At 54.8% G+C, this 22,845-nt stretch carries 17 protein-coding genes; 8 read left to right on the plus strand and 9 right to left on the minus strand.

Annotation, left to right across the window (positions count from 1 at the left end; translation table 11 throughout):
- The first annotated feature begins 25 nt into the window (after positions 1-25).
- Both ACI7MX_RS17790 and ACI7MX_RS17795 read left to right on the plus strand, forming a co-directional pair.
- Positions 26-1,021: a thioesterase domain-containing protein gene (locus tag ACI7MX_RS17790; RefSeq protein ID WP_314484217.1), complete on the plus strand. Its 996-nt coding sequence runs from the start codon at positions 26-28 to the stop codon at positions 1,019-1,021.
- Between the two features lie 4 nt (positions 1,022-1,025).
- Positions 1,026-1,427 carry a YybH family protein gene (locus ACI7MX_RS17795; RefSeq protein ID WP_405589623.1) on the plus strand — a complete coding sequence of 134 codons (402 nt, stop codon included), beginning with the start codon at positions 1,026-1,028 and terminating at the stop codon, positions 1,425-1,427.
- Here ACI7MX_RS17795 and ACI7MX_RS17800 read toward each other — a convergent pair.
- On the minus strand, positions 1,417-2,349 hold the full coding sequence (locus ACI7MX_RS17800) for an AraC family transcriptional regulator (protein WP_314484223.1): 933 nt from the start codon (positions 2,347-2,349) through the stop codon (positions 1,417-1,419). The genes ACI7MX_RS17795 and ACI7MX_RS17800 overlap by 11 nt on opposite strands.
- Before the next feature lie 240 nt (positions 2,350-2,589).
- Here ACI7MX_RS17800 and ACI7MX_RS17805 point away from each other — a divergent pair, with 240 nt between their 5' ends.
- From ACI7MX_RS17805 to ACI7MX_RS17820, 4 genes are all read left to right on the plus strand, one after another.
- The gene (locus tag ACI7MX_RS17805) at positions 2,590-3,363 is read left to right on the plus strand and encodes an L-iditol 2-dehydrogenase (RefSeq protein ID WP_405589626.1); all 774 of its coding nucleotides are present in this window, start codon (positions 2,590-2,592) and stop codon (positions 3,361-3,363) included.
- Positions 3,364-3,513: 150 nt separating this feature from the next.
- On the plus strand, positions 3,514-4,545 hold the full coding sequence (locus ACI7MX_RS17810; protein WP_405589629.1) for a DNA topoisomerase IB: 1,032 nt from the start codon (positions 3,514-3,516) through the stop codon (positions 4,543-4,545).
- Between the two features lie 88 nt (positions 4,546-4,633).
- Positions 4,634-4,969, plus strand: coding sequence for an RcnB family protein (locus ACI7MX_RS17815; protein WP_314484232.1), 336 nt, complete (start codon positions 4,634-4,636; stop codon positions 4,967-4,969).
- 204 nt (positions 4,970-5,173) lie between these two features.
- Positions 5,174-6,409, plus strand: a complete 1,236-nt coding sequence (locus ACI7MX_RS17820; protein WP_405589632.1) for a M20/M25/M40 family metallo-hydrolase — start codon at positions 5,174-5,176, stop codon at positions 6,407-6,409.
- A gap of 21 nt (positions 6,410-6,430) precedes the next feature.
- On the opposite strand, the gene ACI7MX_RS17825 is transcribed toward ACI7MX_RS17820, so the two are convergent.
- The 4 genes from ACI7MX_RS17825 to ACI7MX_RS17840 form a co-directional block, all read right to left on the minus strand.
- Complete coding sequence (locus tag ACI7MX_RS17825; protein WP_405589635.1) at positions 6,431-7,198, minus strand: SDR family oxidoreductase; 768 nt, start codon at positions 7,196-7,198, stop codon at positions 6,431-6,433.
- Between the two features lie 24 nt (positions 7,199-7,222).
- A complete protein-coding gene (locus tag ACI7MX_RS17830; RefSeq protein ID WP_405589638.1) occupies positions 7,223-8,290 on the minus strand; it encodes a phosphotransferase family protein in 1,068 nt (355 codons plus the stop codon).
- Positions 8,291-8,487: 197 nt separating this feature from the next.
- Positions 8,488-8,802 carry an SCP2 sterol-binding domain-containing protein gene (locus ACI7MX_RS17835; protein WP_405589641.1) on the minus strand — a complete coding sequence of 105 codons (315 nt, stop codon included), beginning with the start codon at positions 8,800-8,802 and terminating at the stop codon, positions 8,488-8,490.
- Positions 8,803-8,857: 55 nt separating this feature from the next.
- Entirely contained in the window at positions 8,858-9,568 is a 711-nt protein-coding gene (locus ACI7MX_RS17840) for a histidine phosphatase family protein (protein WP_405589644.1), read from the minus strand.
- Positions 9,569-9,775: 207 nt separating this feature from the next.
- Here ACI7MX_RS17840 and sohB point away from each other — a divergent pair, with 207 nt between their 5' ends.
- Positions 9,776-10,795 carry a protease SohB gene (gene sohB, locus ACI7MX_RS17845; protein WP_314484250.1) on the plus strand — a complete coding sequence of 340 codons (1,020 nt, stop codon included), beginning with the start codon at positions 9,776-9,778 and terminating at the stop codon, positions 10,793-10,795.
- Between the two features lie 206 nt (positions 10,796-11,001).
- Positions 11,002-16,119 carry an NEL-type E3 ubiquitin ligase domain-containing protein gene (locus ACI7MX_RS17850; RefSeq protein WP_405589647.1) on the plus strand — a complete coding sequence of 1,706 codons (5,118 nt, stop codon included), beginning with the start codon at positions 11,002-11,004 and terminating at the stop codon, positions 16,117-16,119.
- Positions 16,120-16,161: 42 nt separating this feature from the next.
- Here ACI7MX_RS17850 and ACI7MX_RS17855 read toward each other — a convergent pair whose 3' ends face one another.
- The 4 genes from ACI7MX_RS17855 to metH all read right to left on the minus strand — a co-directional run bounded on the left by ACI7MX_RS17855 (position 16,162) and on the right by metH (position 22,727).
- Positions 16,162-16,656: a DUF934 domain-containing protein gene (locus ACI7MX_RS17855; protein ID WP_405589650.1), complete on the minus strand. Its 495-nt coding sequence runs from the start codon at positions 16,654-16,656 to the stop codon at positions 16,162-16,164.
- The gene (locus tag ACI7MX_RS17860) at positions 16,640-18,298 is read right to left on the minus strand and encodes a nitrite/sulfite reductase (protein ID WP_405589653.1); all 1,659 of its coding nucleotides are present in this window, start codon (positions 18,296-18,298) and stop codon (positions 16,640-16,642) included. The genes ACI7MX_RS17855 and ACI7MX_RS17860 overlap by 17 nt, the downstream gene beginning before the upstream one ends.
- Positions 18,299-18,653: 355 nt before the next feature.
- A complete protein-coding gene (locus ACI7MX_RS17865) occupies positions 18,654-18,872 on the minus strand; it encodes a DUF2970 domain-containing protein (protein ID WP_314484260.1) in 219 nt (72 codons plus the stop codon).
- A gap of 144 nt (positions 18,873-19,016) precedes the next feature.
- Positions 19,017-22,727: a methionine synthase gene (gene metH, locus ACI7MX_RS17870; RefSeq protein WP_405589657.1), complete on the minus strand. Its 3,711-nt coding sequence runs from the start codon at positions 22,725-22,727 to the stop codon at positions 19,017-19,019.
- Positions 22,728-22,845: the final 118 nt, after the last annotated feature.

Here is a 22,845-nt window from a genome sequence, read left to right on the forward strand (position 1 = left end):
GTTTTCATGTGCGGTGGAAAAGTAAATGCATTCAATGACCGGTAATGTGAATCAGGCGCCCGCTCAGTCATCGGCGTTCAAAGCGCTACCACCCGAAGTGGTGTGTTTTAAACAGGCTGCTTATGGCCGACCGGTATTTTGGATACATGCTGCGGCTGGAGGCAGTTCGATCTGGCAGTATCAACGCATTGCCAATGTCAGTCAGCGTACGTTGTATGCCATAAAACCGCCCTCTATTGATATTACGCACTATTGGTTATCCGGGATTGAAGCCAGAGCGTCCTACTACATCGCCCTTATTACTTCAATCGACCCTGAGGGGCCGTACGATCTGGGCGGGTATTCTATGGGCTGTACCCTTGCTTATGAAGTGACCCGGCAGTTGGTGTTGATGGGGCACAAGGTGCAATCACTGGTGCTGATCGACCCGACAGACATGTCGAGCGTTCAGGCATGGGCTGCGGCTCACAACAACAGTGAACTGGGGGCGCAATCCTTGGTGCTTAGAACCATGAATTTTTCTCTCCTGCTCGAAGAGTGGACAGAGGGGCGCAGTGCGCAGCGCACGCTTATCCATCGAGACGAAGTGTCCGGTTACGAGTACCTGGAAGCTTTTATCGAGCGTATTTATGACATGGGTGTGCAGCGCGGGTTAAGGCTTGCCAAAGATCAGTTTATGCTCAGGGTAATCCAGGACCATCAATTGCTGGAAAGCCTGGTCTGCAACGGTTACAACCGCTCCTTGCCTGAACACTGTGAAGTACAAGGCTATCTTTACGTCAATCGAAGCAGGGCCATGCAAGGCTCCGCGGCGCCTTATATTTTAATGAGCGATGATTTGTCCAGAGGGGTTGAAGAAAACTACAACGCCGAGTGGCTATTAAAGTGTCGTCACTTCAGCATCACTGAACTTGAGTGTACGACTCACTTCATGTTGCTCTTTGAAGCCGAGTCATTAATGCCGTGCATTGAACACTGCAGAAAACTGTATCAGTTGGGCCCGGTTGCCCTCGTGAGGTGAAGTCATGGACTTGAAGTCAACTGTTCAACAGGCCATCAATAAAGTGGCAGAAGCCATTGCCACCAGGTGTGTAGAAAACGTCTTGGCTTTGTATACACCCGATGCCTGTTTTTTGGCTGGCGATCAACGCGTCTTGCCGGGCAGGCAGGCGATAGAGGGTTATATCCGACGCCTGTTCGAACTGAACATAAACGGCGCCGTCTTTACGACCGAAACAGTAGAAGACCTCGGTGGCGCCGTACTTGAGGTGGGAAGCTATGAGATGTTTACGCAAGGCCGGCAGAGTGTGGTCGAAGGGGATTACATGATTGTGTGGAAGCACCAGGAAGAACAGGGCTGGCTCATCCATAGAGATGCTTTTAGCCTGTTGCAGGAGTCATTGCTCGCGCCTGAAATCAAGGGTTAATGCCGCAGGTACTGCGATTAAACAGCGTCATGCCGGTGGCGCGCCGGTACTCGCTTGGCGTCTGGCCCATTTCAACGCGAAAGTGGCGGTTGAAGTTGGAGATATTTTCATAGCCCACTTCAAAGCAGATGGTGGCCACCGACAGCTCGGTTTGCATGAGTAGCCGACACGCACGCTGAACCCTCAACTTGCGCATAAGGTCGATGAAACCGTGGCCGGTAATTCGTTTGAAAAAACGCGAAAACCCCGGCTCACTCATCTTCAACTGGCGAGCAATGACGGATACTCGAACATCGCCTGTGAGTTCAGCCAGCAAATAGTCAAAGGCTTTGTTTATGCGCTCTGAACTGTGCGCATTGAGGGAGGGGCTGTAGCAGGCACTGGCCAGAAAATGCACGTCCTGCGCAGGGGCCTTGATCAAGACATTGATCACTTGCAGAAACAGAATCAGCCGTTCCAGCCCCTCAGCCAGACCGATGGCTTCGAGCAGGTGGGCGGCCTCTAAAGCGGTTGAGCCGGTAAATGTCAGACCACGGCGAGCCCGTTCAAACAAATCCTGCAAATCGCCCAGTTCCGGGAGTGTGCCGCGCAAGGCCAGTAGGGTCGCGCCATCAAATTGCAACACCACATCTCGCCCGGCCAGGTGCTCACCGGGCGCCACATCGCCAATCCAGTCATGGGGCAAATCGGGGCCAATCAGCGCGACATGCCCCGCCGAAAAAGCACCGATGTAATCGCCCGCCACCAGCTTGCCGCTGCCTTGGCGAATCAGATGGATTTCAAACTCGGGGTGATGGTTCCAGCGTGCCAGTGCATAAGGGTAGTCATGCTCATACCAGCGAAAACACTGATGAGGCTCAGGGAGGATGACTTCCAGTTCGGCGGGCCGTTGTTCAAACAGGGCGGCTCGGTGATCAGACATGGCAGGCCCTTTTTATCGTTATGTATGCGATGAGTCGCTGAAACATACGCGTTTGTGGTCGGCTGCGGCTAGCTCATCTAATGCGCAAGGCTGATATTTTTTTAACCCTGAGTTGCCCGATTAAAAAAGTATCAGCCCGGCATCCGCTGCGCATTTGTCGGGTAATTTTTAACCTGCTGAAATCATCCATAGCCTTGATGCCCACGGGCATCCCCACTCATAAAAACGGATGAACGACCCATGAAACGACTGGAAGGTAAAAGCGCGTTAATAACAGGTTCTGCCCGAGGCATCGGCCGTACGTTTGCTCAAGCCTACATTCGCGAAGGGGCAACGGTGGCCATTGCCGACATCAACCTTGAGCGCGCCCGCGCCACGGCCCGCGAGTTGGGGCCACAGGCTTACGCGGTTGAAATGGATGTCACCCGTCAGCGTTCAATCGACGATGCCTTGGCCGCTGTCATCGCGCAGACGGGCAAACTGGATATTTTGATTAACAATGCGGCCCTGTTCGATCTGGCTCCGATCGTCGGCATCAGCCGGGACAGTTTTGAACGCCTGTTTGCGATCAACGTCGCGGGCACCCTGTTTACCTTGCAGGCGGCCGCCAAACAGATGATTAGCCAGGGGCATGGCGGAAAAATCATCAACATGGCCAGCCAGGCCGGTCGCCGGGGCGAAGCGCTGGTGGGGGTGTATTGCGCGACCAAAGCGGCGGTGATCAGCCTGACCCAATCTGCGGGTCTTGACCTGATCAAACACGGCATCAATGTCAACGCGATTGCCCCCGGAGTCGTCGACGGCGAACACTGGGACGGCGTTGATGCACTGTTTGCCCGCTACGAGAATCGCCCGTTGGGCGAGAAGAAAAAAAGCGTGGGGCAAGAAGTGCCATTTGGCCGAATGGGCACCGCCGATGATTTGAGCGGAATGGCTATTTTTCTGGCGTCCCCCGACAGCGAGTACGTGGTCGCCCAGACCTACAATGTCGACGGTGGCAACTGGATGAGTTGAGAGGGCTGGTCTTTGACGGAGCGGGCGACCTCATCGTCACTTGGCGCGGCTTCCTCCTGACGCTCTGACTGAGGGGGCACGGGGCACCTCTGGGGTGCCGCGCGGTCAATGGTGTTATGGGCCCATGATTGCCTTTTAAGGAGACGCGCCATGAGCGATGTGCTGCCTGCCGATCTGCACTATGTCGATGACACGCAGCCCGGCATTACCCGCAAAAAACTTCGCAAGGGTTTCAGCTACTTTGATCCTTCGGGAGAGCGCATCACCGATACGGATCAGATCAAGCGCATCAACGCGCTTGTCATTCCGCCGGCCTACGTTGATGTGTGGATTTGTCCGGACCCCCGTGGCCATTTGCAAGCCACCGGGCGTGACGCCAGAGGCCGCAAGCAATACCGCTATCACGCGCGCTGGCGTGAGGTGCGTGACGCCACCAAGTATTCACGCTTGCGAGATTTCGGCCTGGCATTGCCTAAACTGCGCAAACATTTGGACGGGCTGTTGGCGGCGCCGGGCATGAGCCGCGACAAAGTGATGGCCACGGTCATCACTTTGCTGGATGCCACGTTGATCCGCGTAGGGAATAGTCGATACGCACGCGATAACCGCTCCTATGGCCTGACTACGTTGCGCAGTCGCCATGTTGCGGTCAGTGGCACAACCATCAAATTTCAGTTTCGTGGCAAAAGCGGCGTAGAGCACTGTATTTCGGTCAAGGACCGCCGGATAGCGCGCATCATCAAGCGTTGCCTTGAAATTCCCGGTCAGAGCCTGTTTCAGTATCTGGACGAAGAGGGCGTGCGCCACTCAATCAGTTCTTCCGATGTGAATGACTACCTGCATGAGCTGACGGGCGCCGACTTCACGGCCAAGGATTACCGCACCTGGGCGGGCAGTGCGCTGGCCTTGTCAGTGTTGCGCGAGCTGCAATGGCAACCCGAGTCCGATGCCAAGCGGCATGTAGTCGACATGGTTAAAAGCGTCGCCAAACAGTTGGGCAATACGCCGGCGGTTTGCCGCAAGTGCTATATCCATCCGGCCGTATTGGACGGTTTTGCCTCTGGGAATTTGGCAAAGCTGCCAAAGCCGCGTGTACGCAAAGGATTGAAGGTCGAGGAAATGGCGCTCGCCATGTTTCTTGAGCAAATGATCGCTGCCGACCAACCTGCTGACACACTCTAAAAAAATGGAACGATCCGACTGCCAGAATTGTCCATTGTGCCTGTAGTAAATCCCCGGACACTTAGCCGGTAACCATGACGAGGTGATTATGCGCAATGTTATTTCTGCATCAATATTGGCGTGTTTGATGGGCGCCGTACCCTTTGCAGCCCAAGCCGCCAATCAAACCCCCCGCGACTGCAAAGCCGATCAGATATTGGTCAAGTCTATGGACAAGTTCAGTTGCTACGGGATCGGTGACAAAGCTCCGGACCAATTTATTCGTGATAAAGCAGCGATAAAAGACTGGAAATCCAAAAAACTGACCAAGCCGGTTAAAGACGAGCAATGGGTGCAAATAGGCAACTATTACGTATTGGTCAACGGCGTTAATAATGTGATCAAGGAAATCCGCACCAAGAATGGGAAAGTAGTCAGCAAGTAAATTGAGGCATGGCGGATCGGCTTCAAATGATCCGCTTCGCCAGACAAGGCGCCTCGAACGCAGCAGGCATTGTTTTGTGAGACCCGTCGCGGTTTTCACAATGGGTCCGCTCAGCGACATGAGACCGGTTTAGTCTGTGGCCTACGTTCGATTACACGAGCGCAGCAGTCGCAACTTCCCAGTCATGGATCGAGGCCCACCCTTATGCAGCTTTCCCACATAAGCATCGCCACAGCCACTCTGCTGGCGCTATGTGCTAGTGCAATCACTCACGCCGCAGATATTCCCCCCCAACAACTGCTCTCCCAGGCTCAAGCCGAGCAACCGGCCTATCTGCAAACCCTGAAATCGCTCGTCTCGGTCGATACCGGCACGGGAACCCAGGAAGGGCTTGAGCAAATCAGCGCACTGCTGGTCAAGCGCCTTACCGATCTGGGGGCCAAGGTTGAGACCTTCCCGGCCACGCCTTCGGCGGGGAACAACATCATCGGCACCTTTAAAGGTTCAGGCACTAAGGACTTCTTGCTGATGGTGCACTACGACACCGTTTTTGGCCCCGGCACGGCGGCTAAACGTCCGTTTCGCACAGAGGGCGACCGTGCATATGGGCCCGGTGTTGCCGATGCCAAGGGCGGAGTGGCGATGATCCTGCACGCGATCAAGCTGCTTCAGGACCAACAGTTCAAAGGCTACGGTACGCTAACCGTGCTGTTCAACCCGGATGAAGAAATGGGCTCGGCCGGATCGAAACGCATCATTTCCGAGCTCGCGCGCAAACATGATTACGTCTTTTCTTACGAGCCACCCGACACAGATGCGGTGACGGTGGCCACCAATGGGATCAATCAGGTGAAACTGGAGGTCAAGGGCCGCTCTTCACATGCCGGTTCCGCGCCCGAGAACGGCCGCAATGCCCTCACCGAGTTGAGCCATCAGATTATCCAACTCAAGGACCTGGGTGATCAGGCCAAAGGCACTACCGTCAACTGGACCCTGGCCAAGGCAGGTGAGAAAGCCAACATCATTCCAGATCTGGCCACCGCTGAGGCGGATATGCGCTATTCGGACGTCACCGAGAATGCCCGGGTGATGGCCGACGCCGAGCGCCTCTCCAAAAACAGCCTGATCCCGGACACTCAGGTCACCCTCACCTTGAACAAAGGCCGGCCGCCGCTGGCGAAAAATGAGGGTTCTGAAGGGTTGGCCAAAACAGCCCGTCAGCTCTATGGCCAGATCGATAAAACCATTGAGCCTATCGCCATGCGTTTTGGCACGGATGCTGGCTACGCCTACGTACCGGGCAGTGCCAAACCGGCGGTGCTGGAAACCATGGGCGTCGTGGGGGCGGGTTTGCATGCGGACAATGAATACATTGAATTGAACAGCGTGGCTCCGCGGCTGTACCTGACCGTGGCCATGATCAGGGAGTTGTCGCAGTAAGCTTTCTGTACGGTGTAGGCGTTATGACAAAAAACCGCCATCCACATTCAACGAAATGCCTGTGGTGTAAGTGGACGCATCACTGGCCAGGTACAGCACCGCCCCGGCCATCTCGCTGGGAGCGGCCACGCGCTTGAGCGGGATACGTTGCAATACGGTTTGCAAGATGGCGTCATTGCTGACCAGCGCCGAGGCAAATTTAGTGTCGGTCAGGCCTGGCAGCAAGGCGTTACAGCGGATGCCGAACGCCGCGCACTCTTTGGCAAACACTTTGGTCATGTTGATCACGGCCGCCTTGGTCATCGAATAGACACCCTGGTACTCACCCGGTGATACGCCGTTGATTGACGCGACGTTGATAATGCTGCCGCCGCCGTGGGTGCGCATCAGCTTGCCGGCTTCCACCGACATAAAGAAATAACCGCGAATGTTCACATCAACCGTTTTCTGGAACGCACTCAAGTCGGTGTCCAGTACATGGCCGAACTGCGGATTGGTGGCGGCGTTGTTGACCAATATGTCGAGGCGACCGAACGCTTCGCGAATGTGGGTAAACGTGTGGATGATCTGCTCTATCTCGCCAATGTGGCAGGCGATGGCAGTGGCTTTGCCGCCTTCGGCGATGATTGCATCGGCGACTGGCTGGCACCCTTCGAGCCTGCGACTCGAGACAATGACGTGGGCGCCTTGCTGGGCCAGCAGTTTGGCGATGGCCTCACCGATGCCGCGGCTGGCACCCGACACAAATGCAATTTTGCCATCGAGGTCGAACAGTTGAGTCTTGGACATGCTGATTCCTTACTGATGGCGTGGTTATAGACTGGACTGGGCAATGACCTTGAGGCTCATGCGCTCCAGCAGTTCATTCATTTTTACAAACGTGGCAAAGCGCTTGTCCCGGGTTTGGCCGTGGTAGTAGCGGAAGTAGATTTGCTGAACGATACCGGCCAGGCGGAACAGTCCGTAGGTGTAGTAAAAATCGTAATTGTCGATCTGAATGCCGGAGCGTTCAGCGTAATAGTCTACAAATTCGCGGCGTGTCAGCATGCCGGGTGCATGGCTTGGCTGGCGGCGCATGTGTTGCATTGACGCGGGATCGTTCGCCTCGATCCAATAGGCCAGGCTGTTGCCCAAATCCATCAGAGGGTCGCCTACGGTCGTCAGTTCCCAGTCCAGCACGCCGATGATCTTCATGGGGTCGGCGGGATCAAGCATCACGTTATCAAAGCGGTAGTCGTTATGAACCAGGCTCGGGGCAGGGTAATCGTTAGGCATATTGGCCTTTAGCCAATCCTTGACGTGCTGCCAGTGCGGTGCATCTGGGGTCAAGGCTTTGTCGTATCGCTCGCACCAGCCACTGATCTGTCTGTGGACATAGCCCTGCGGTTTACCCAAATCGCCCAGGCCGCAGGCGTTGTAGTCGACCTTGTGCAGTTCAACCAGCTTGTCGATAAAGCTGTGGCAGAGCGTTCGCGTGCCTTCAACGGTGAGGTTCAGCTCGGCTGGCAGATCTGAGCGCAGGATGATCCCCTTGACGCGCTCCATGACATAGAACTCGCTGCCGATGACGGACTCGTCAGTACAGTGGGCGTAGGCGTCAGGACAATAAGGAAAGGCCTGCTTGAGCTGGTTGATGATGCGGTATTCGCGACCCATGTCATGAGCCGATTTGGCTTTGTGCCCAAAGGGCGGGCGGCGCAGAACCAGCTCTACACCGGGGTATTCGATCAGATAGGTCAGGTTAGATGCACCGCCCGGGAATTGGCTGATCACGGGCTGTCCGGTCAGGCCTGGCACCTTCGCTTTGAGATAGCCATCGACTGCGCCGGCGTTGAGTTCTTCTCCGGAGCGGATACGGGTGGATGAGTCGGTGAGCGCCATGGTTATCTCTTCTACTTATAGTTGGGGCTGGACAACATGGGCCAATTTAATAGGCGCTGATGGCGGCTACAAGGCAATCGCGGCCTCTATAGGCGAGGTGGTTAGCGGGCAATCAGTGAACTTGATAACCCTTGAGCAAAAAGCGATGCAAAAAAAACCGAAGCGCGTGGGCTTCGGTTTTCAGTGTCGCGTGGCGCTTACGACGGGAACAGTTCGCTCAGTTTCATGGCCAGCATCATGTCGCCTTCAGCGCGCAGCTTGCCGCCCATGAAGGCTTGCATGCCATCGGTCTCGCCGCTGACGATGCCGTGCAGGGTTTCGCCGTCCATGACCAGAGTCACTTGAGCGTCCGGGTTTTCACCCTCTTGCAGCTCGCACGTGTTGTCTTTAACAATCAACGAGAAGTTTTTTGTGTCATCAATGCGAAAGCCGAATACCAGATCCAGGCCCTCAGCAGCGGCTGGGTTGAATTTGGCTTTCATTGCTTGAACGGCATCAGCTACAGAAGTCATGGTTCGATCCTTTCAGGGTGGGTTACGGCGACCCGCAGGTCACGGTTGCCAGCGCTCATCGATATGTGATCAGCGATGGCGTCTTCAACAGTTGTAAATGCACATGACTGTTAAAGGAAGCCAGGGTGACCTCGCGGCCACGAAACTTGAGTTGGCTGAGCGAGGTGTTAACAATTTGCCAGGTCAGCTTGAAGGCCTCGCTGGCAGGCATTTGGGTCAGTTGGTGGAGCAGGGCAGTGATACTGCCGCCGGACGTGAACACGGCAATGTTTTGTTGATGGCTGGCCAGATCGAGAATACGGTTCAGGCCTCCCTTCACACGCTCGATAAAACCCGGCCAGCTTTCCAGCTGCGGGGAGTCGTAAGTGCCGCTGATCCAGCGCGCAATGATCAGATCGAAGATGCGCTGGAATTCTTCCGGCTGATGGGCGGCATTTTTCAGCGTGTTCAGGGCTTCTGGTTCATGTGGCAAGAGGCCCGGGAGCAGGGCATCAAGCACCGCGAAGGCGTCGAACTCATTGAAGGCCGGGTCTATTTCCAGATCGGGCGCAGTCAGTCCGGCGGCCGTGAACTGGGCCAGCGCATGCCGGGCGGTATCTTGTTGGCGCAGCAGATCACCTGACAGGCAGCGATCAAAGCGCACACCAAGGTCAACCAGATGTTGGCCGGTGATGTGCGCCTGACGCACTCCCAGAGGCGACAGGACGTCATAGTCGTCTGCACCGAATGAGGCTTGGCCATGTCTGATCAGGTAGATGCTGCCCACGTCCGCTTTATCCCGGCACGCTGAAAGTCTGGCGAGGTTAGGAGGAAGGCAAGAACCTGTCAATGAAAAAACATACGCTCGTTTGAATCGTTCGTTGGGCGTGCTGAGCATTGTGTTTCGTGGCTGGCAGGTCGAAGGGCGCGTCGGTATGCTGGGCATCATTACGCGGCCCAAACTCAGGGCCAATCGGACATTTGAGGAGAGGCTGTGGAATTTATTGCCGATTACGCCAGTTTTCTGGCTAAGACTGTGACCTTGGTGGTTGCCATTCTTGTGGTACTGGTGACCCTGGCGGCATTGCGGGGCAAAGGGCGTCGCCGCTCTGCCGGGCAATTGCAGGTCAGCAAGATGAACGAGTTTTACAAAGGCCTGCGAGACAAGCTGGAACAGTCATTGCTGTCCAAAGATCAACTCAAGGCGTTGCACAAGCAGCAGAGTAAAGCCGAGAAAAAACTGAAGAAGCAGCCTGAAGAAAAGCCTCGGGTCTTCGTGCTGGATTTTGACGGTGATATTAAAGCCTCGGCTACCGAAAGCCTGCGGCATGAAATTACTGCGCTGCTGAGCTTGGCCACCCCGACTGACGAAGTGGTTTTGCGCTTGGAAAGTGGCGGCGGCATGGTGCACAGCTACGGTCTGGCGTCCTCACAATTGGCGCGTATTCGCCAGGCCGGTATTCCGCTGACTATCTGCATTGACAAAGTGGCGGCCAGCGGCGGCTATATGATGGCGTGCATCGGGCAGAAAATTATCAGCTCGCCGTTCGCTATTTTGGGTTCCATCGGCGTGGTGGCGCAGTTGCCCAACGTCCACCGTCTGCTCAAAAAGCACGATATCGATTACGAAGTCCTGACCGCCGGTGAATACAAGCGCACGTTGACCGTGTTTGGCGAAAACACTGAAAAAGGCCGTGAGAAGTTTCAGCAGGATCTGGATATCACTCATCAGTTATTCAAGAATTTTGTTGCCCAATACCGCCCGCAGCTGGCGATTGATGAAGTGGCCACCGGCGAAGTCTGGCTGGGCGTGGCCGCAATTGAAAAACAATTGGTGGATGAGCTGAAAACCAGTGACGAATACCTGTCTGAACGCGCTAAAAACGCTCATCTTTATCACTTGCACTATGCGCAGCGTAAAAGTTTGCAAGAGCGAGTAGGGCTGGCAGCAAGCGCTTCTGCTGAACAGGTGGTTGATTCTCTTTGGCGTCGGCTGACACAGCGGTTTTTCTGATAAGCCACCCCCTGGCGCGATAGTGATGTCTCGCTAGGGGGTATTAATTAGCAAGTTATTTGATTGTTGTTAATTGTGCGGTATATATTTATTTTTTAGTGGCGTATGTTTGCTTAATCAGGGAAGTGAGTGATCGGCTAATTGACTCAATCAATCTGGGTTCTGAGTATAAGCTAACGCTTCTATGAATAACTCAGGTTTGTTTTATGGAAAACCCAGTAGGGACACTCGCAGAGCACTCCTCCGTTTCACACGTGGAGGGTGCTGAAGAATTGGCCAGTACGGAGGCCATTAATCTGCATGAACTCATTATTCCTCCCCTGTTGCCTTCATGGTTCAAAGACGCGCCCTCGTTTGTTCGTGAAGCCTTGCGTGAAAGTATCAGGCAGGGGCAAGTTACTCAACAGGCTGTAGCGCAAGTACTGGCGCAAGTTAAGCCCATTGATAAGTTTTGTGAGCCCTTACTGCAAGCGGCATTGGTTGCCCACGGGTGGGGGGATATAACGCCTCGTACTTACGGTATTAAAGAAGTTCACCTGCTGAACAACTTGCTGATTTTTTTGAGTCAGCAACAGTTCAAGCTGGCTGACACCCTAATCCCGTTGCTGTTACCTGACTTATTGGTACCCCAAAGCCTGGAAGTGAATATCGTATCGAGCATTACCCATCAAAGCCTGCTACAGGCAGCCATGCAAAATTTTGAGGCTGTTCAAACCGAGGCAATTGAATTTGCCCAGGAATCATTTATTTATGAGGTGGATGGCACTTCTGCGCGCATTACTTCATCGATGAAACCAGAGATATTTGCCGCGATTTGCCGCAATCTGGATTTAGGTCAGCAGTACCAAACCCACCTGAGTCAGATTTTTGCCCCCCCCGATGATCGATGGCCCAGTGACGATCCTAGGTCCACACGCTATAAACTGAATTATCTGTTCAGCATGAATCAAAAACATATGTTTGCGTCAGCATTGCATCTTGCCTACATGAATAAGCAAATGAGTCCGACGAACTATATGTTTATGGTTGATCTGCTGGCACTTACGAAAAACGCTGCTGCACAAGGTTATCCCCGGCACAGTACTTTAAAAATCATGGGTGTTGAAGTGCCCGGAATCATTGTGATGTGGCCGGAACGCAAGCCCACCGCACAAGTACAACGGTGCATGGTGTATTTGCCGCAGGCTCCCGGTCAGTCATTTCATTTATTTCAAACGTTCACGGCCTTCAAAGAGCAATTGCGAGAGTGGCTCAAGGAGCCCGGCTTCGCTCGTTACTTCGCAAAGCTTCTGCCTTTGCGCCAGCGTACCGAGTTCTTGCGCAGAATCGACACCAAAAACGTGACGCTGGATTCGTTGTTGATTCGACGACCGCCCATTATCAATGATCCGGCATTATTTTTAGAAACCCAACACATCCCTCAGTCAACTCCACCGTTTGAAGTCGCCTGGCGCTTGCAACTTGAGCAACTGAAAGATGACGCGCGAGTATTAATAGTTCCGACGGGCGATGAAGACACTAAAAGCCGTGTGACTCGTTTGGCATCTTATTTAAATCTGGGTGTCAGTTTGCTCGGTATCGCTCTGGGTTTTGTACCGGTACTGGGTGAGGTGTTATTGGCCGTCAGTGTGATTCAACTGGGATCTGAAGTGTATGAGGGTATCAAGGCCTGGCGGCGGGAGGATCGTGTTCAGGCACTTGAATACCTGTTTGATATCGCCCAGAACCTGGCCTTGGCAGCGAGTTCGGCAGGCGCGGCCAAAGCGTTGAAGCCATCACCGATGGTCGATGGGTTGATTCCTGTGACGACGGTGCAAGGGCACAAGCGATTGTGGGTACCGGACTTGAAGCCTTATGAAGTAAAAAAAACATCGCTGACGGGTATCAAACCGAATGCACATGGCGTGTATTTTCTTGAAGGGCGGGCATTTATCAAGCTGGAGGGCAAGGTGTACCGCATCAAGACAGATCCCCTCAGCACACAGAGCTATATTCAGCACCCCAATGATCCCCAAGCCTACACTCCTAAATTGCAACATAACAATCACGGCGCCTGGACCCACGAACTGGACAACCCTCAACTGTGGCGTCGTGAGCAATTGAGCAGGCGTTTGGGGCCTGATGCGCAGTTGCTCTCAAGCCGTGCCATGGACGCTGTGTTGCAGGCTTCACATACAACGGACGACATGCTGCGTGCATTGTTTACAGATAACTTGCCGCTCCCTCCTTTGCTCGCAGACAGCATGAAGCGTGCCGGTATCTGCGAAAGAGTCGAGCGCTCTATCCTGCAGATGAATCAAGGCGTGACCGGCCCTGATAACAGTGACTTGCAATTGGAGGTTTTGACGGAGCTTGCGGGGTGGCCATCCGATCTGGTGCTGCGTGTCGTGGATGTAAAAGGCGGGACCGTCAAAGAATACGGCAGTGAACTTGCAGCCATACATCGGCGGATGCAGATAGCCGAAGCACAGATTAATAACGGGGACTTGCTCAAGACGGCATTGGAGTGTCTTTCAGCAGAGCAAAGAATAGTGTTGTTAGGTGAGGATTTGGCAGGTGTTGACCAGCAGGCTCAATTATTGGCACGCAAAATGGGAGCGCATGCTCAAACGGTAAAAAAAAGGCTGGTAACCCGGCTGTACACCGCCAGTGAACCTGACACGCCCTCTCTGAATGCATTGACGGGTCAGTTTTCCGGGTTGCCGATTTCTGTGATGACTGAGTTGATGAGTCATCTGACACTTGGTGAAGTGTCCACTCTTAAACAAACCAACCGTCTGCCGTTGCATGTTCTGGAAGAGGCGCGGAGTTATGTTCAATTCTTGCGTTTAAATCGCGCGCTGGAAGGGCTTTATTTTGACGGTTTGAGCAATGCTGATACTCAAACCCTTGCTTGGCACACCATGCAACGTTTGCCGGGCTGGCCAGAGAACTTGAGGCTTGTGATACGCGACAAAACCACGGGCCAGGAGTTGGACCGACTGGGTAATACGTCAGCCTCAAACAGGGTCGAGCTCTTCAAGAGCGCCGACAATTATGAGTTTTTCAGCACGGTCTCTGAAGACATGTACAGCACCCCCCAGCTCTTGAAGTGCGTCGTAAGAACGCTTTCGCCATCAGCGCGGACAGCCATGGGCCTGTCTGAGGCTGACGCCGGGCAGGCGCTTGCCCTTAAAGTTGCCAATCTGGCCGCACAGGAGCGCATCAACAGCGCTCAAAAGCTGGGCTTACAGACGATCAAGCCTTGGTTAAAACCGCCCATGCGCCTGGCTGATGGCCGTATAGGCTACACCTTGGGTGGCCGCTCGGGGCATCTGCTGGATGAAAGCAAATCACGGTTACTTAAGGACTTGGTGCTAGAGCTTTATCCTTTGATGACGGACGTTCAGGCCGGGCAATTTTTGTACCACTTGCGGCTCAGTCCGGCTCTGGCTACCCGGGCCCTGGCCACGCTCAAAACTCAGTTACAAACACTGCGCTTCGACATCGAACAGTGGGTCACACGGCCTGTTTGGCGTCAGTCACATACAGGCCCCAGGGTGCTCATGTCCACTGCTGAAAAACGCGCAATTGGCCAACGGTTGATACTGGCCTGGAGGCGGCAAACGCCAGCGGTCAATTTTGGCGATCATGTCGGGTACGTACTGGATCTTAATAGTTGGTCTGTCGATAGCTTGCCTGTGCTGTCAGCAGACTATAGCCATATCAGTGCTTTGCGTTTGGCGGACTCTTCCAGCGCCATCGTGCCCGTTCATTTTCTGCAACGCTTTCCCAACTTGCGCGTGCTGTCGCTCGAAAACAATCACCTGCGCGAATTACCTTCATCACTGGCCACGCTGACGCACCTCACCGAGCTGAATCTTCAAGGTAATCAGGTGGCATTAAGTGCTGAAGCCGTCACGTTGTTATCTGGGCTTAACACACTTAAATCGCTGAACCTTACGGGCAATCCATTGGGGCGTCGAATTTCAGTGAGCCAACTAGCGGATCTGGAGGACTTACGACTGCGGCATACCCAGATCAGTGAGTGGCCTGAAGGGGTGGAAAATCTCACGCATTTGCAAGTCCTTGATTTGCGGGATAACGCAATTATTCACATTCCCGGCGAAGTATTGACGGCTGAAAGGGCTGCAATCAATCGTGTGACTAACCTGCATGACAACCCGTTGAATGCCGATTCGATTCGCCGCCTTGATATTTACCGGCGTGAACAGGGCATCAATTTAGGGGTTGAAGTGCAGCATATGCATGCGAGGTCGGCCAGAGGCATTCTGCACTGGGCTCGCCAACCGACACTTGAGCAAACGCAAATTTGGAATGATTTGTCGAGCCTGAGTCAATCAAGTTCGTTTTTTCGGGTGCTTGAGGATATGAGTGAATCTGAGCAGTTTTTACGAACTCAGGATGATCTGACCGAACGAGTCTGGGCAACCCTCACTGCCATGCATGAATCCAGCGAATTGCGGCGCCGTTCATTCGACATTGCGGCCAATCCGCGAACCTGCCGGGATGGGAGCGCGATGACGTTCGCCAGCCTGGAGTTACAACGTCACGTAACCAACGCGTTGCGTCAGCCCGGTACAGAAGAGGAACTCCTGAAATTGGCACGAGGGCTCTTTCGCCTGGAGTTGCTCGACAAGCATGTCACAGCGGTGGTCAATGCTCGTCAGGCAACAATCCTCGCGGAGCAACAGGCGTATATCGGGCAACTTCAGGCCCTCGCTGATGCCGTAAGCCCTGATTTTGCGCCGATTCCCGTACGCGAGATGAGTGCTGAAGAACAACAAGGTGTAGCCTATCGATTAGGTACTCCCGAGGCCCTGACGCTGGCGTCGTTACTCAGTCCAGCAGCATTGCGCGCCAGGCTGGCCCGTCATGACCCGTTGGAGATTCAAATGTATTACCACATTCAGTTGGCCAATCGTCTGGATTTGCCCGCGCGGCCAACCAGCATGCGGTTTGAACAAATCGCCCACGTGACGCAGGCTGAGGTTGAAACCGCCCGGGCGTCTGTCGTGCGTCAGGAAACACCTTCGGCCTTGAAGGCTTCAATCGAATCACGGGACTTTTGGTATGAATTTCTGGAGAAAAAGCATCCAGAGACGTTCAGTCTGTCTGATGAGCCTTTTGCACAACGTCTGGATGTTTTGTTTTCGCAACGGCAGGGCCTGTCCAGCGGCACCTATCTTGAGAGCTTGAATACGATCAGAGAAGAGCGAAATCAAGCCAGAGGGGCGCTGATTACCAGGCTGACCACAACAGAATTGCAGGAGCATCCATTGCCAGGGCCCATACATCAGGCTGAGCCTCAGGCAGGGGATTAAGTGAAAGGTTCCGGATCATCCGACCCAGAACCTTTCAAGGTCTCAACGCCGACGGAACAGAGGCATCGGCTCGTCGGTAGACGACTGGTAGGTCACCGAAAAATCTTTCAGGCCTTCCAGTGCTTCATACGGGTCTTTGTCGGCACGAATGGCAAACGCGTCAAAGCCGCAGCGGTGCAGGTAGAACAATTGGTCGCGCAGTACGTCACCAATGGCGCGTAGTTCGCCTTTGTAGCCGTAGCGGTCACGCAGAAGACGGGCGTTGGAGTAGCTGCGCCCATCGGTGAAGGCGGGGAAGTTCAGGGCAATCACCTGGAAGTTCGCCACGTCTTCGCCAATTTCTTCGGCTTCTTCATCGCTGTCCAGCCACACACCCAAGCCGCCATCGCGGGCCTTGAGTGCGTGGGCGTGTTCACGCCACATTACTAGCGGGACGATCAGATCGTCGCAGTTAGAGATGTCGTCAAAGCTGGCGTCCTTTGGCAGCAGGTGCCAGGTTTCGTCGATGACTTCGTTGTTCTTAATGATTCGCTGCATAGACGCGCTCCTTGAAAGGGTCGATGCCGATACGTTGATAGGTGTCGATGAAACGCTCGTCTTCGGTGCGTTGTTCAACGTACACATCGATCAGCTTTTCGATGACATCCGGCATGGCGTCCTGAGCAAACGATGGGCCGAGGATTTTGCCCAGGCTGGCATCCCGGCTGGCGCTACCGCCTAATGAGACCTGATAGAACTCGGCGCCTTTTTTGTCGACACCCAGAATGCCGATATGACCGACGTGGTGGTGACCACAGGCGTTCATGCAACCGGAAATGTTCAGGTCCAGTTCGCCAATGTCGAACAGGTAGTCAAGGTTTTCAAAGCGACGCTGGATCGATTCGGCAATTGGAATTGATTTAGCATTGGCCAGCGAGCAGAAATCGCCGCCAGGGCAGCAAATCATGTCGGTCAGCAAGCCAATGTTCGGTGTGGCAAAACCTTGCTCGCGCAACTCGCCCCACATGGCGAACAATTGGTTCTCTTCAACATCGGCCAGAATGATGTTTTGCTCGTGAGAGGTGCGTAACTGGCCGAAGCTGTAACGGTCTGCCATGTCGGCAATGCCGTCCCACTGCTTGTCAGTCACATCACCCGGCGCAACGCCCGTAGGTTTTAGCGACAAAGTTACGGCGACATAGCCCGGCTTTTTGTGAGCCAAAGTATTGCGCACGCGCCAACGGGCAAAACCCGGATGCTGCTGGTCGAGCTCAGCCAGTTCAGCACCGAAGTCGGGCAGGGCTTTATAGTCCGGGTCAACGAAGTGCTTGGAAATGCGCTGGACTTCGGCTTCAGTCAGGGTGTTCGAACCACCGCGCAAGTGCACCATTTCGGCTTCAACGCGCTCGGCGAACACTTCGGGTGTCAACGCTTTAACCAGGATTTTGATCCGCGCCTTGTACTTGTTGTCCCGACGGCCATAGCGGTTGTAGACCCGCAAAATGGCTTCGAGGTAGCTCAACAAGTCGGGCCAAGGCAGGAATTCGTTGATAAAGGCACCAATCACCGGGGTGCGGCCCAGACCGCCGCCGACCAGTACGCGGAAGCCCAGTTCGCCAGCGTCATTGAAGACTGGCTCAAGGCCAATATCGTGCACTTCGATCGCGGCACGGTCAGACGCAGAGCCGTTGATCGCAATTTTGAACTTGCGCGGCAAGTACGCGAATTCAGGGTGAAAAGTCGTCCATTGACGAACGATTTCACACCACGGACGCGAATCGATCAGTTCATCGGCGGCAACGCCTGCAAACTGGTCGGTGGTGACGTTACGCAAGCAGTTGCCGCTGGTCTGGATAGCGTGCATTTGCACGGTAGCGAGTTCTTCCAGGATGTCCGGAATGTCTTCCAGCGCTGGCCAGTTGAACTGTACGTTCTGGCGGGTACTGATGTGCGCATAGCCCTTGTCATAATCGCGAGCAATCTTGGCCATCATCCGCGCCTGGCGCGAAGTCAATTGGCCATAGGGCACAGCGACCCGCAGCATCGGAGCGAAACGTTGAACATACAGGCCATTCTGCAAGCGCAGAGGGCGGAATTCTTCTTCGCTCAGCTCACCGGCCAGATAGCGTCGGGTTTGATCTCGGAACTGCTTGACGCGGTCCTCGATGATCCGCTGATCGTACTCGTCATATACGTACATATAGGTCCTGTTCTCAGGCTGCTAACAGCTTATCTGCGCGCACGGCCGCGCACTCCCCACGGAGCTGGGCACGATACCAGTTTGTAGTTATGCGCAAAAGTGATGTTTAAGCATATGGAAAGAACGAAAACGACTATAAGCGGTTGATTCTAAATCCCTTACTTGTAAGAAGGGCATTGCTGGGCTTAACTCAGTGGAGTCTTTAAGCATTCACCCATAAAACCGAAAAAAAGGCGATGCGATGAGTACTCCAGTCAAAGTGCGTAAAAGCGACAGCAAAGTCGATGCGTGGGCCATTCTTTTTTTGATTATTCTGGTCGTGGCGACAGCCGTGTACTGGGTCAGTCATCAGTAGTCAAACCCCTGCGAAATACAGCACCAGCTTGACGATTGCGAACAACGTCAAGGCAAATACCCCGGTAAACAGCAAGCCCAGCAGCAGGAACTGGCCGGGTTTGCCGTGGGTGAAATCGCGTGTCCTGTTTTTTGAACTTTGCACGCCAAAGGCGGCGGCCATCACGCTGTGCACGACTTGCCAGAACGTAGGAGGTTTGTTGTCAGCTGGGTCGCTCATGTCACTCACTCGCGCAGACGGCAGTGGCGAGAGTGTAGTTCAGGGCACTTGTTGCTGTAGTCGCTGCCGCAAGCTGCGATGGGGTCGTAGCGACTCTGTTGTGACAGAGTCTGCGGCAGCGCTCATACGCTACTGGACAGGGGCTTAGTTGTCATACCCCAGATTAGGTGCCAGCCAACGCTCGGTGACAGCCAGGTCCTGGCCTTTACGTGCGGTGTAGCTTTCGATTTGGTCCTTGTCGACTTTGCCCACCGCAAAGTACTGCGCTTGCGGGTGTGCAAAGTACCAGCCGCTGACCGCGGCGGCCGGGAACATGGCGTAGTGCTCAGTCAGGAACACGCCACTTTGGCCTGCGCGCATTTCTTCGGCTTCAGGGTCGAGCAATTTGAACAGAGTGGCTTTCTCGGTGTGATCAGGGCAGGCCGGGTAGCCGGGAGCAGGGCGGATGCCGCTGTATTGTTCCTTGATCAGTTCTTCGTTGGCCAATTGTTCGTCCTTGGCGTAACCCCAGTAGTGGGTGCGAACCTGCTGATGCAACCACTCCGCACAGGCCTCAGCCAGTCGATCTGCCAGCGCTTTGACCATAATCGAGTTGTAATCGTCGCCTGCGTCCTGATAAGCCTTGGCCACTTCTTCAGCGCCGATCCCGGCCGTGGTAATAAAACCGCCCACGTAGTCAGTGACGCCGCTGTCTTTTGGCGCGACAAAGTCGGCCAGCGAGAAATTTGGCTTGCCGTCGGTCTTGATGATTTGCTGGCGCAGGTGATGCAGTTTGGCCAACGGCTGGCCATTATCGTCGTAGAGCTCCAGGTCGTCGTCATTGATCTGGTTGGCCGGCCAGAAGCCGAAGACCGCGCGCGCACTGATCAGCTTCTCGTCGATCAGTTTTTTCAGCATTTCCTGAGCATCTGCATACAGCGCTGTAGCGGCCTCGCCGACCACTTCATCGGTGAGGATGCGGGGGAATTTGCCTGCCAGATCCCAGGAGATGAAGAACGGTGTCCAGTCGATGTATTCAGCCAGTACCTTGAGGTCGATATTGTCCAGCACCTTGGCACCTGTGAAGGTGGGCTTGACCGGCTGGTAGTTGGCCCAGTCGAACTGCGGCTTTTTGGCAATAGATGCTGCGTAGCTCAGGCGTTCAGTCCGGGCGCTGCGGTTGGCGGTGCGCTCGCGCACTTCAACGTACTCTTCGCGGGTCTTCTCGACGAATGCCGGTTTCAGTTCTTTGGACAGCAACTGTGTGGCCACGCCCACGGCGCGGGAGGCGTCCGTGACGTAAATCACGGCGTCGTTCTGATACTTGGGTTCAATCTTGACTGCCGTGTGGGCCTTGGAGGTAGTCGCACCACCGATCATCAGTGGCAGGTGGAAGTCCTGACGCTGCATTTCGCGGGCGACGTGCACCATTTCATCCAGCGACGGGGTGATCAGGCCGGAAAGGCCAATGATGTCGCACTTCTGTTCCTTGGCCACTTGCAGAATTTTCTCGGCCGGCACCATGACGCCCAGGTCAACGATGTCGTAGCCATTGCAGCCCAGTACCACACCAACAATGTTCTTGCCGATGTCATGCACATCGCCTTTGACCGTGGCCATCAGAATCTTGCCTTTGGCCTCGGGCTTGTCGCCTTTTTCCAGTTCGATAAAAGGAATCAGGTGCGCGACCGCCTGCTTCATCACGCGGGCAGATTTAACCACTTGCGGCAGGAACATTTTACCGGCGCCAAACAGGTCGCCCACAATGTTCATGCCCGACATCAACGGGCCTTCGATCACTTCGATCGGGCGCTTGAAGGACAGGCGTGACTCTTCAGTGTCTTCAACAATATGCGTGGTGATGCCCTTGACCAGTGCATGCTCCAGACGCTTGTTGACGTCCCAGCTGCGCCACTCTTCGGTCTCGGCTTCTTTGACGCTGCCGTCGCCCTTGTACTTGTCGGCGATAGCCAGCAAGTTATCAGTGGCATCCGGGGTGCGGTTGAGCACCACGTCCTCAACGGCATCGCGTAGTTCGGTCGGGATCTGGTCGTAGATTTCCAGTTGCCCGGCGTTGACGATGCCCATCGTCAGACCATTGCGGATGGCGTAGAGCAGAAACACCGAGTGAATGGCTTCACGCACCGGGTTGTTGCCACGGAACGAGAACGACACGTTGGACACGCCGCCCGAGGTCAGTGCATAGGGCAGTTCGTCGCGGATGTAGGCGCAGGCGTTGATAAAGTCCACAGCGTAGTTGTTGTGCTCTTCGATGCCGGTGGCCACGGCGAAAATGTTCGGATCGAAGATAATGTCTTCCGGCGGGAAGCCCACTTCATTGACCAGAATGTCGTACGAGCGTTTGCAGATTTCCTTTTTACGCGCTTCGGTATCGGCCTGTCCGGCTTCGTCGAAGGCCATCACGACCACTGCGGCGCCATAACGCTTGCACAGTTTGGCGTGATGGATGAACTGCTCGACGCCTTCTTTCATGCTGATCGAGTTGACGATGCCCTTGCCCTGAATGCACTTGAGGCCGGCTTCGATCACTTCCCATTTGGAGGAGTCGATCATGATGGGCACACGGGAGATGTCGGGCTCGCCGGCGATCAGGTTGAGGAAGGTGACCATCGCCTTCTTCGAGTCCAGCATGCCTTCGTCCATGTTGATGTCGATGATTTGCGCACCGGCTTCAACTTGTTGCAGAGCCACTTCCAGGGCTTCGGTGTAGTTGTCCTCACGGATCAAGCGGGCAAAGCGCGCAGAGCCGGTGATGTTGGTGCGCTCGCCAACGTTGACGAACAGCGAGTTGCGATCAATGGTGAACGGTTCCAGGCCCGACAGGCGACAGGCCTTGGGAATGTCCGGGATCTGGCGGGGAGCATAACCGGCCACGGCATTGGCGATGGCCTGGATATGCCCCGGGGTTGTGCCGCAGCAACCGCCGACAATGTTCAAAAAGCCGCTTTGAGCGAATTCTTCAATCACCTTGGCGGTTTCAGAGGGCAGTTCGTCGTACTCGCCGAACTCGTTGGGCAAGCCTGCGTTAGGGTGAGCCGAGACGTAGGTGTTGGCTTTGTTGGACAGTTCTTCAAGGTAGGGGCGCAGTTCGCGGGCACCCAGTGCACAGTTCAGGCCCACCGAAATCGGCTTGGCATGGCTGACCGAGTTCCAGAACGCTTCGGTGGTCTGACCGGACAGGGTGCGACCCGAGGCATCGGTAATGGTGCCGGAAATCATGATCGGCAGCTCGATGCCCAATGCTTCAAAGACACCTTGAACGGCGAAGATCGCGGCTTTGGCGTTGAGGGTGTCGAAAATCGTTTCGATCAGGATCAGGTCGGCGCCGCCTTCGATCAGGCCTTTGGTGGCCTCGGTGTAGTTCTCCACCAGTTCATCGAAAGTGACGTTGCGGTAACCGGGGTTGTTGACATCCGGGGACAGTGAGCAGGTGCGGCTGGTTGGCCCCAGTACGCCCGCAACAAAACGAGGCTTGTCGGGCGTCTCAAGGGTTTTGGCATCGGCCACCTTGCGTGCCAGGCGTGCGCCTTCTACGTTCAGCTCGTAAGCAAGGGCTTGCATGCCGTAATCGGCTTGGGAAACCTGAGTGGCGTTAAAGGTGTTGGTTTCGAGAATGTCGGCGCCGGCATCCAGGTAGGCCTTCTCGATAGCACCAATAACGTCCGGGCGCGTCAGGACCAAGAGGTCATTGTTGCCCTTGATATCACTCGGCCAGTCTGCGAAGCGTGTGCCACGATAGTCGTGTTCCTCCAGACGGTAGCTTTGGATCATAGTACCCATGCCGCCATCGAGAATCAGAATGCGCTCTTTGAGGGCTTGCTGAAGTGCTTGGAGACGAGCGCTGCGGTCAGACATAGGACTACCTGTTTAGAGCCATGCAAAAGATGCCAAAGCATAACAAACCTGCGTGGTATTTGATCACTCGTCGATTTACATGAATTTAGTTCATGTTAAGGCGAGTGCTCCATGGGTA

It is taken from the genome of Pseudomonas sp. 2024-210 (assembly GCF_045062345.1).
Lineage (GTDB): Bacteria > Pseudomonadota > Gammaproteobacteria > Pseudomonadales > Pseudomonadaceae > Aquipseudomonas.

What these genes read in the sequence shown, in the direction of transcription:
- ACI7MX_RS17790 (WP_314484217.1), top strand. Translation starts at nt 26, where the DNA reads ATGCATTCAATGACCGGTAATGTGAATCAGGCGCCCGCTCAGTCATCG.
- ACI7MX_RS17795 (WP_405589623.1), top strand. Translation starts at nt 1,026, where the DNA reads ATGGACTTGAAGTCAACTGTTCAACAGGCCATCAATAAAGTGGCAGAA.
- ACI7MX_RS17800 (WP_314484223.1), bottom strand. Translation starts at nt 2,349, where the DNA reads ATGTCTGATCACCGAGCCGCCCTGTTTGAACAACGGCCCGCCGAACTG.
- ACI7MX_RS17805 (WP_405589626.1), top strand. Translation starts at nt 2,590, where the DNA reads ATGAAACGACTGGAAGGTAAAAGCGCGTTAATAACAGGTTCTGCCCGA.
- ACI7MX_RS17810 (WP_405589629.1), top strand. Translation starts at nt 3,514, where the DNA reads ATGAGCGATGTGCTGCCTGCCGATCTGCACTATGTCGATGACACGCAG.
- ACI7MX_RS17815 (WP_314484232.1), top strand. Translation starts at nt 4,634, where the DNA reads ATGCGCAATGTTATTTCTGCATCAATATTGGCGTGTTTGATGGGCGCC.
- ACI7MX_RS17820 (WP_405589632.1), top strand. Translation starts at nt 5,174, where the DNA reads ATGCAGCTTTCCCACATAAGCATCGCCACAGCCACTCTGCTGGCGCTA.
- ACI7MX_RS17825 (WP_405589635.1), bottom strand. Translation starts at nt 7,198, where the DNA reads ATGTCCAAGACTCAACTGTTCGACCTCGATGGCAAAATTGCATTTGTG.
- ACI7MX_RS17830 (WP_405589638.1), bottom strand. Translation starts at nt 8,290, where the DNA reads ATGGCGCTCACCGACTCATCCACCCGTATCCGCTCCGGAGAAGAACTC.
- ACI7MX_RS17835 (WP_405589641.1), bottom strand. Translation starts at nt 8,802, where the DNA reads ATGACTTCTGTAGCTGATGCCGTTCAAGCAATGAAAGCCAAATTCAAC.
- ACI7MX_RS17850 (WP_405589647.1), top strand. Translation starts at nt 11,002, where the DNA reads ATGGAAAACCCAGTAGGGACACTCGCAGAGCACTCCTCCGTTTCACAC.
- ACI7MX_RS17855 (WP_405589650.1), bottom strand. Translation starts at nt 16,656, where the DNA reads ATGCAGCGAATCATTAAGAACAACGAAGTCATCGACGAAACCTGGCAC.
- ACI7MX_RS17860 (WP_405589653.1), bottom strand. Translation starts at nt 18,298, where the DNA reads ATGTACGTATATGACGAGTACGATCAGCGGATCATCGAGGACCGCGTC.
- ACI7MX_RS17865 (WP_314484260.1), bottom strand. Translation starts at nt 18,872, where the DNA reads ATGAGCGACCCAGCTGACAACAAACCTCCTACGTTCTGGCAAGTCGTG.
- metH (WP_405589657.1), bottom strand. Translation starts at nt 22,727, where the DNA reads ATGTCTGACCGCAGCGCTCGTCTCCAAGCACTTCAGCAAGCCCTCAAA.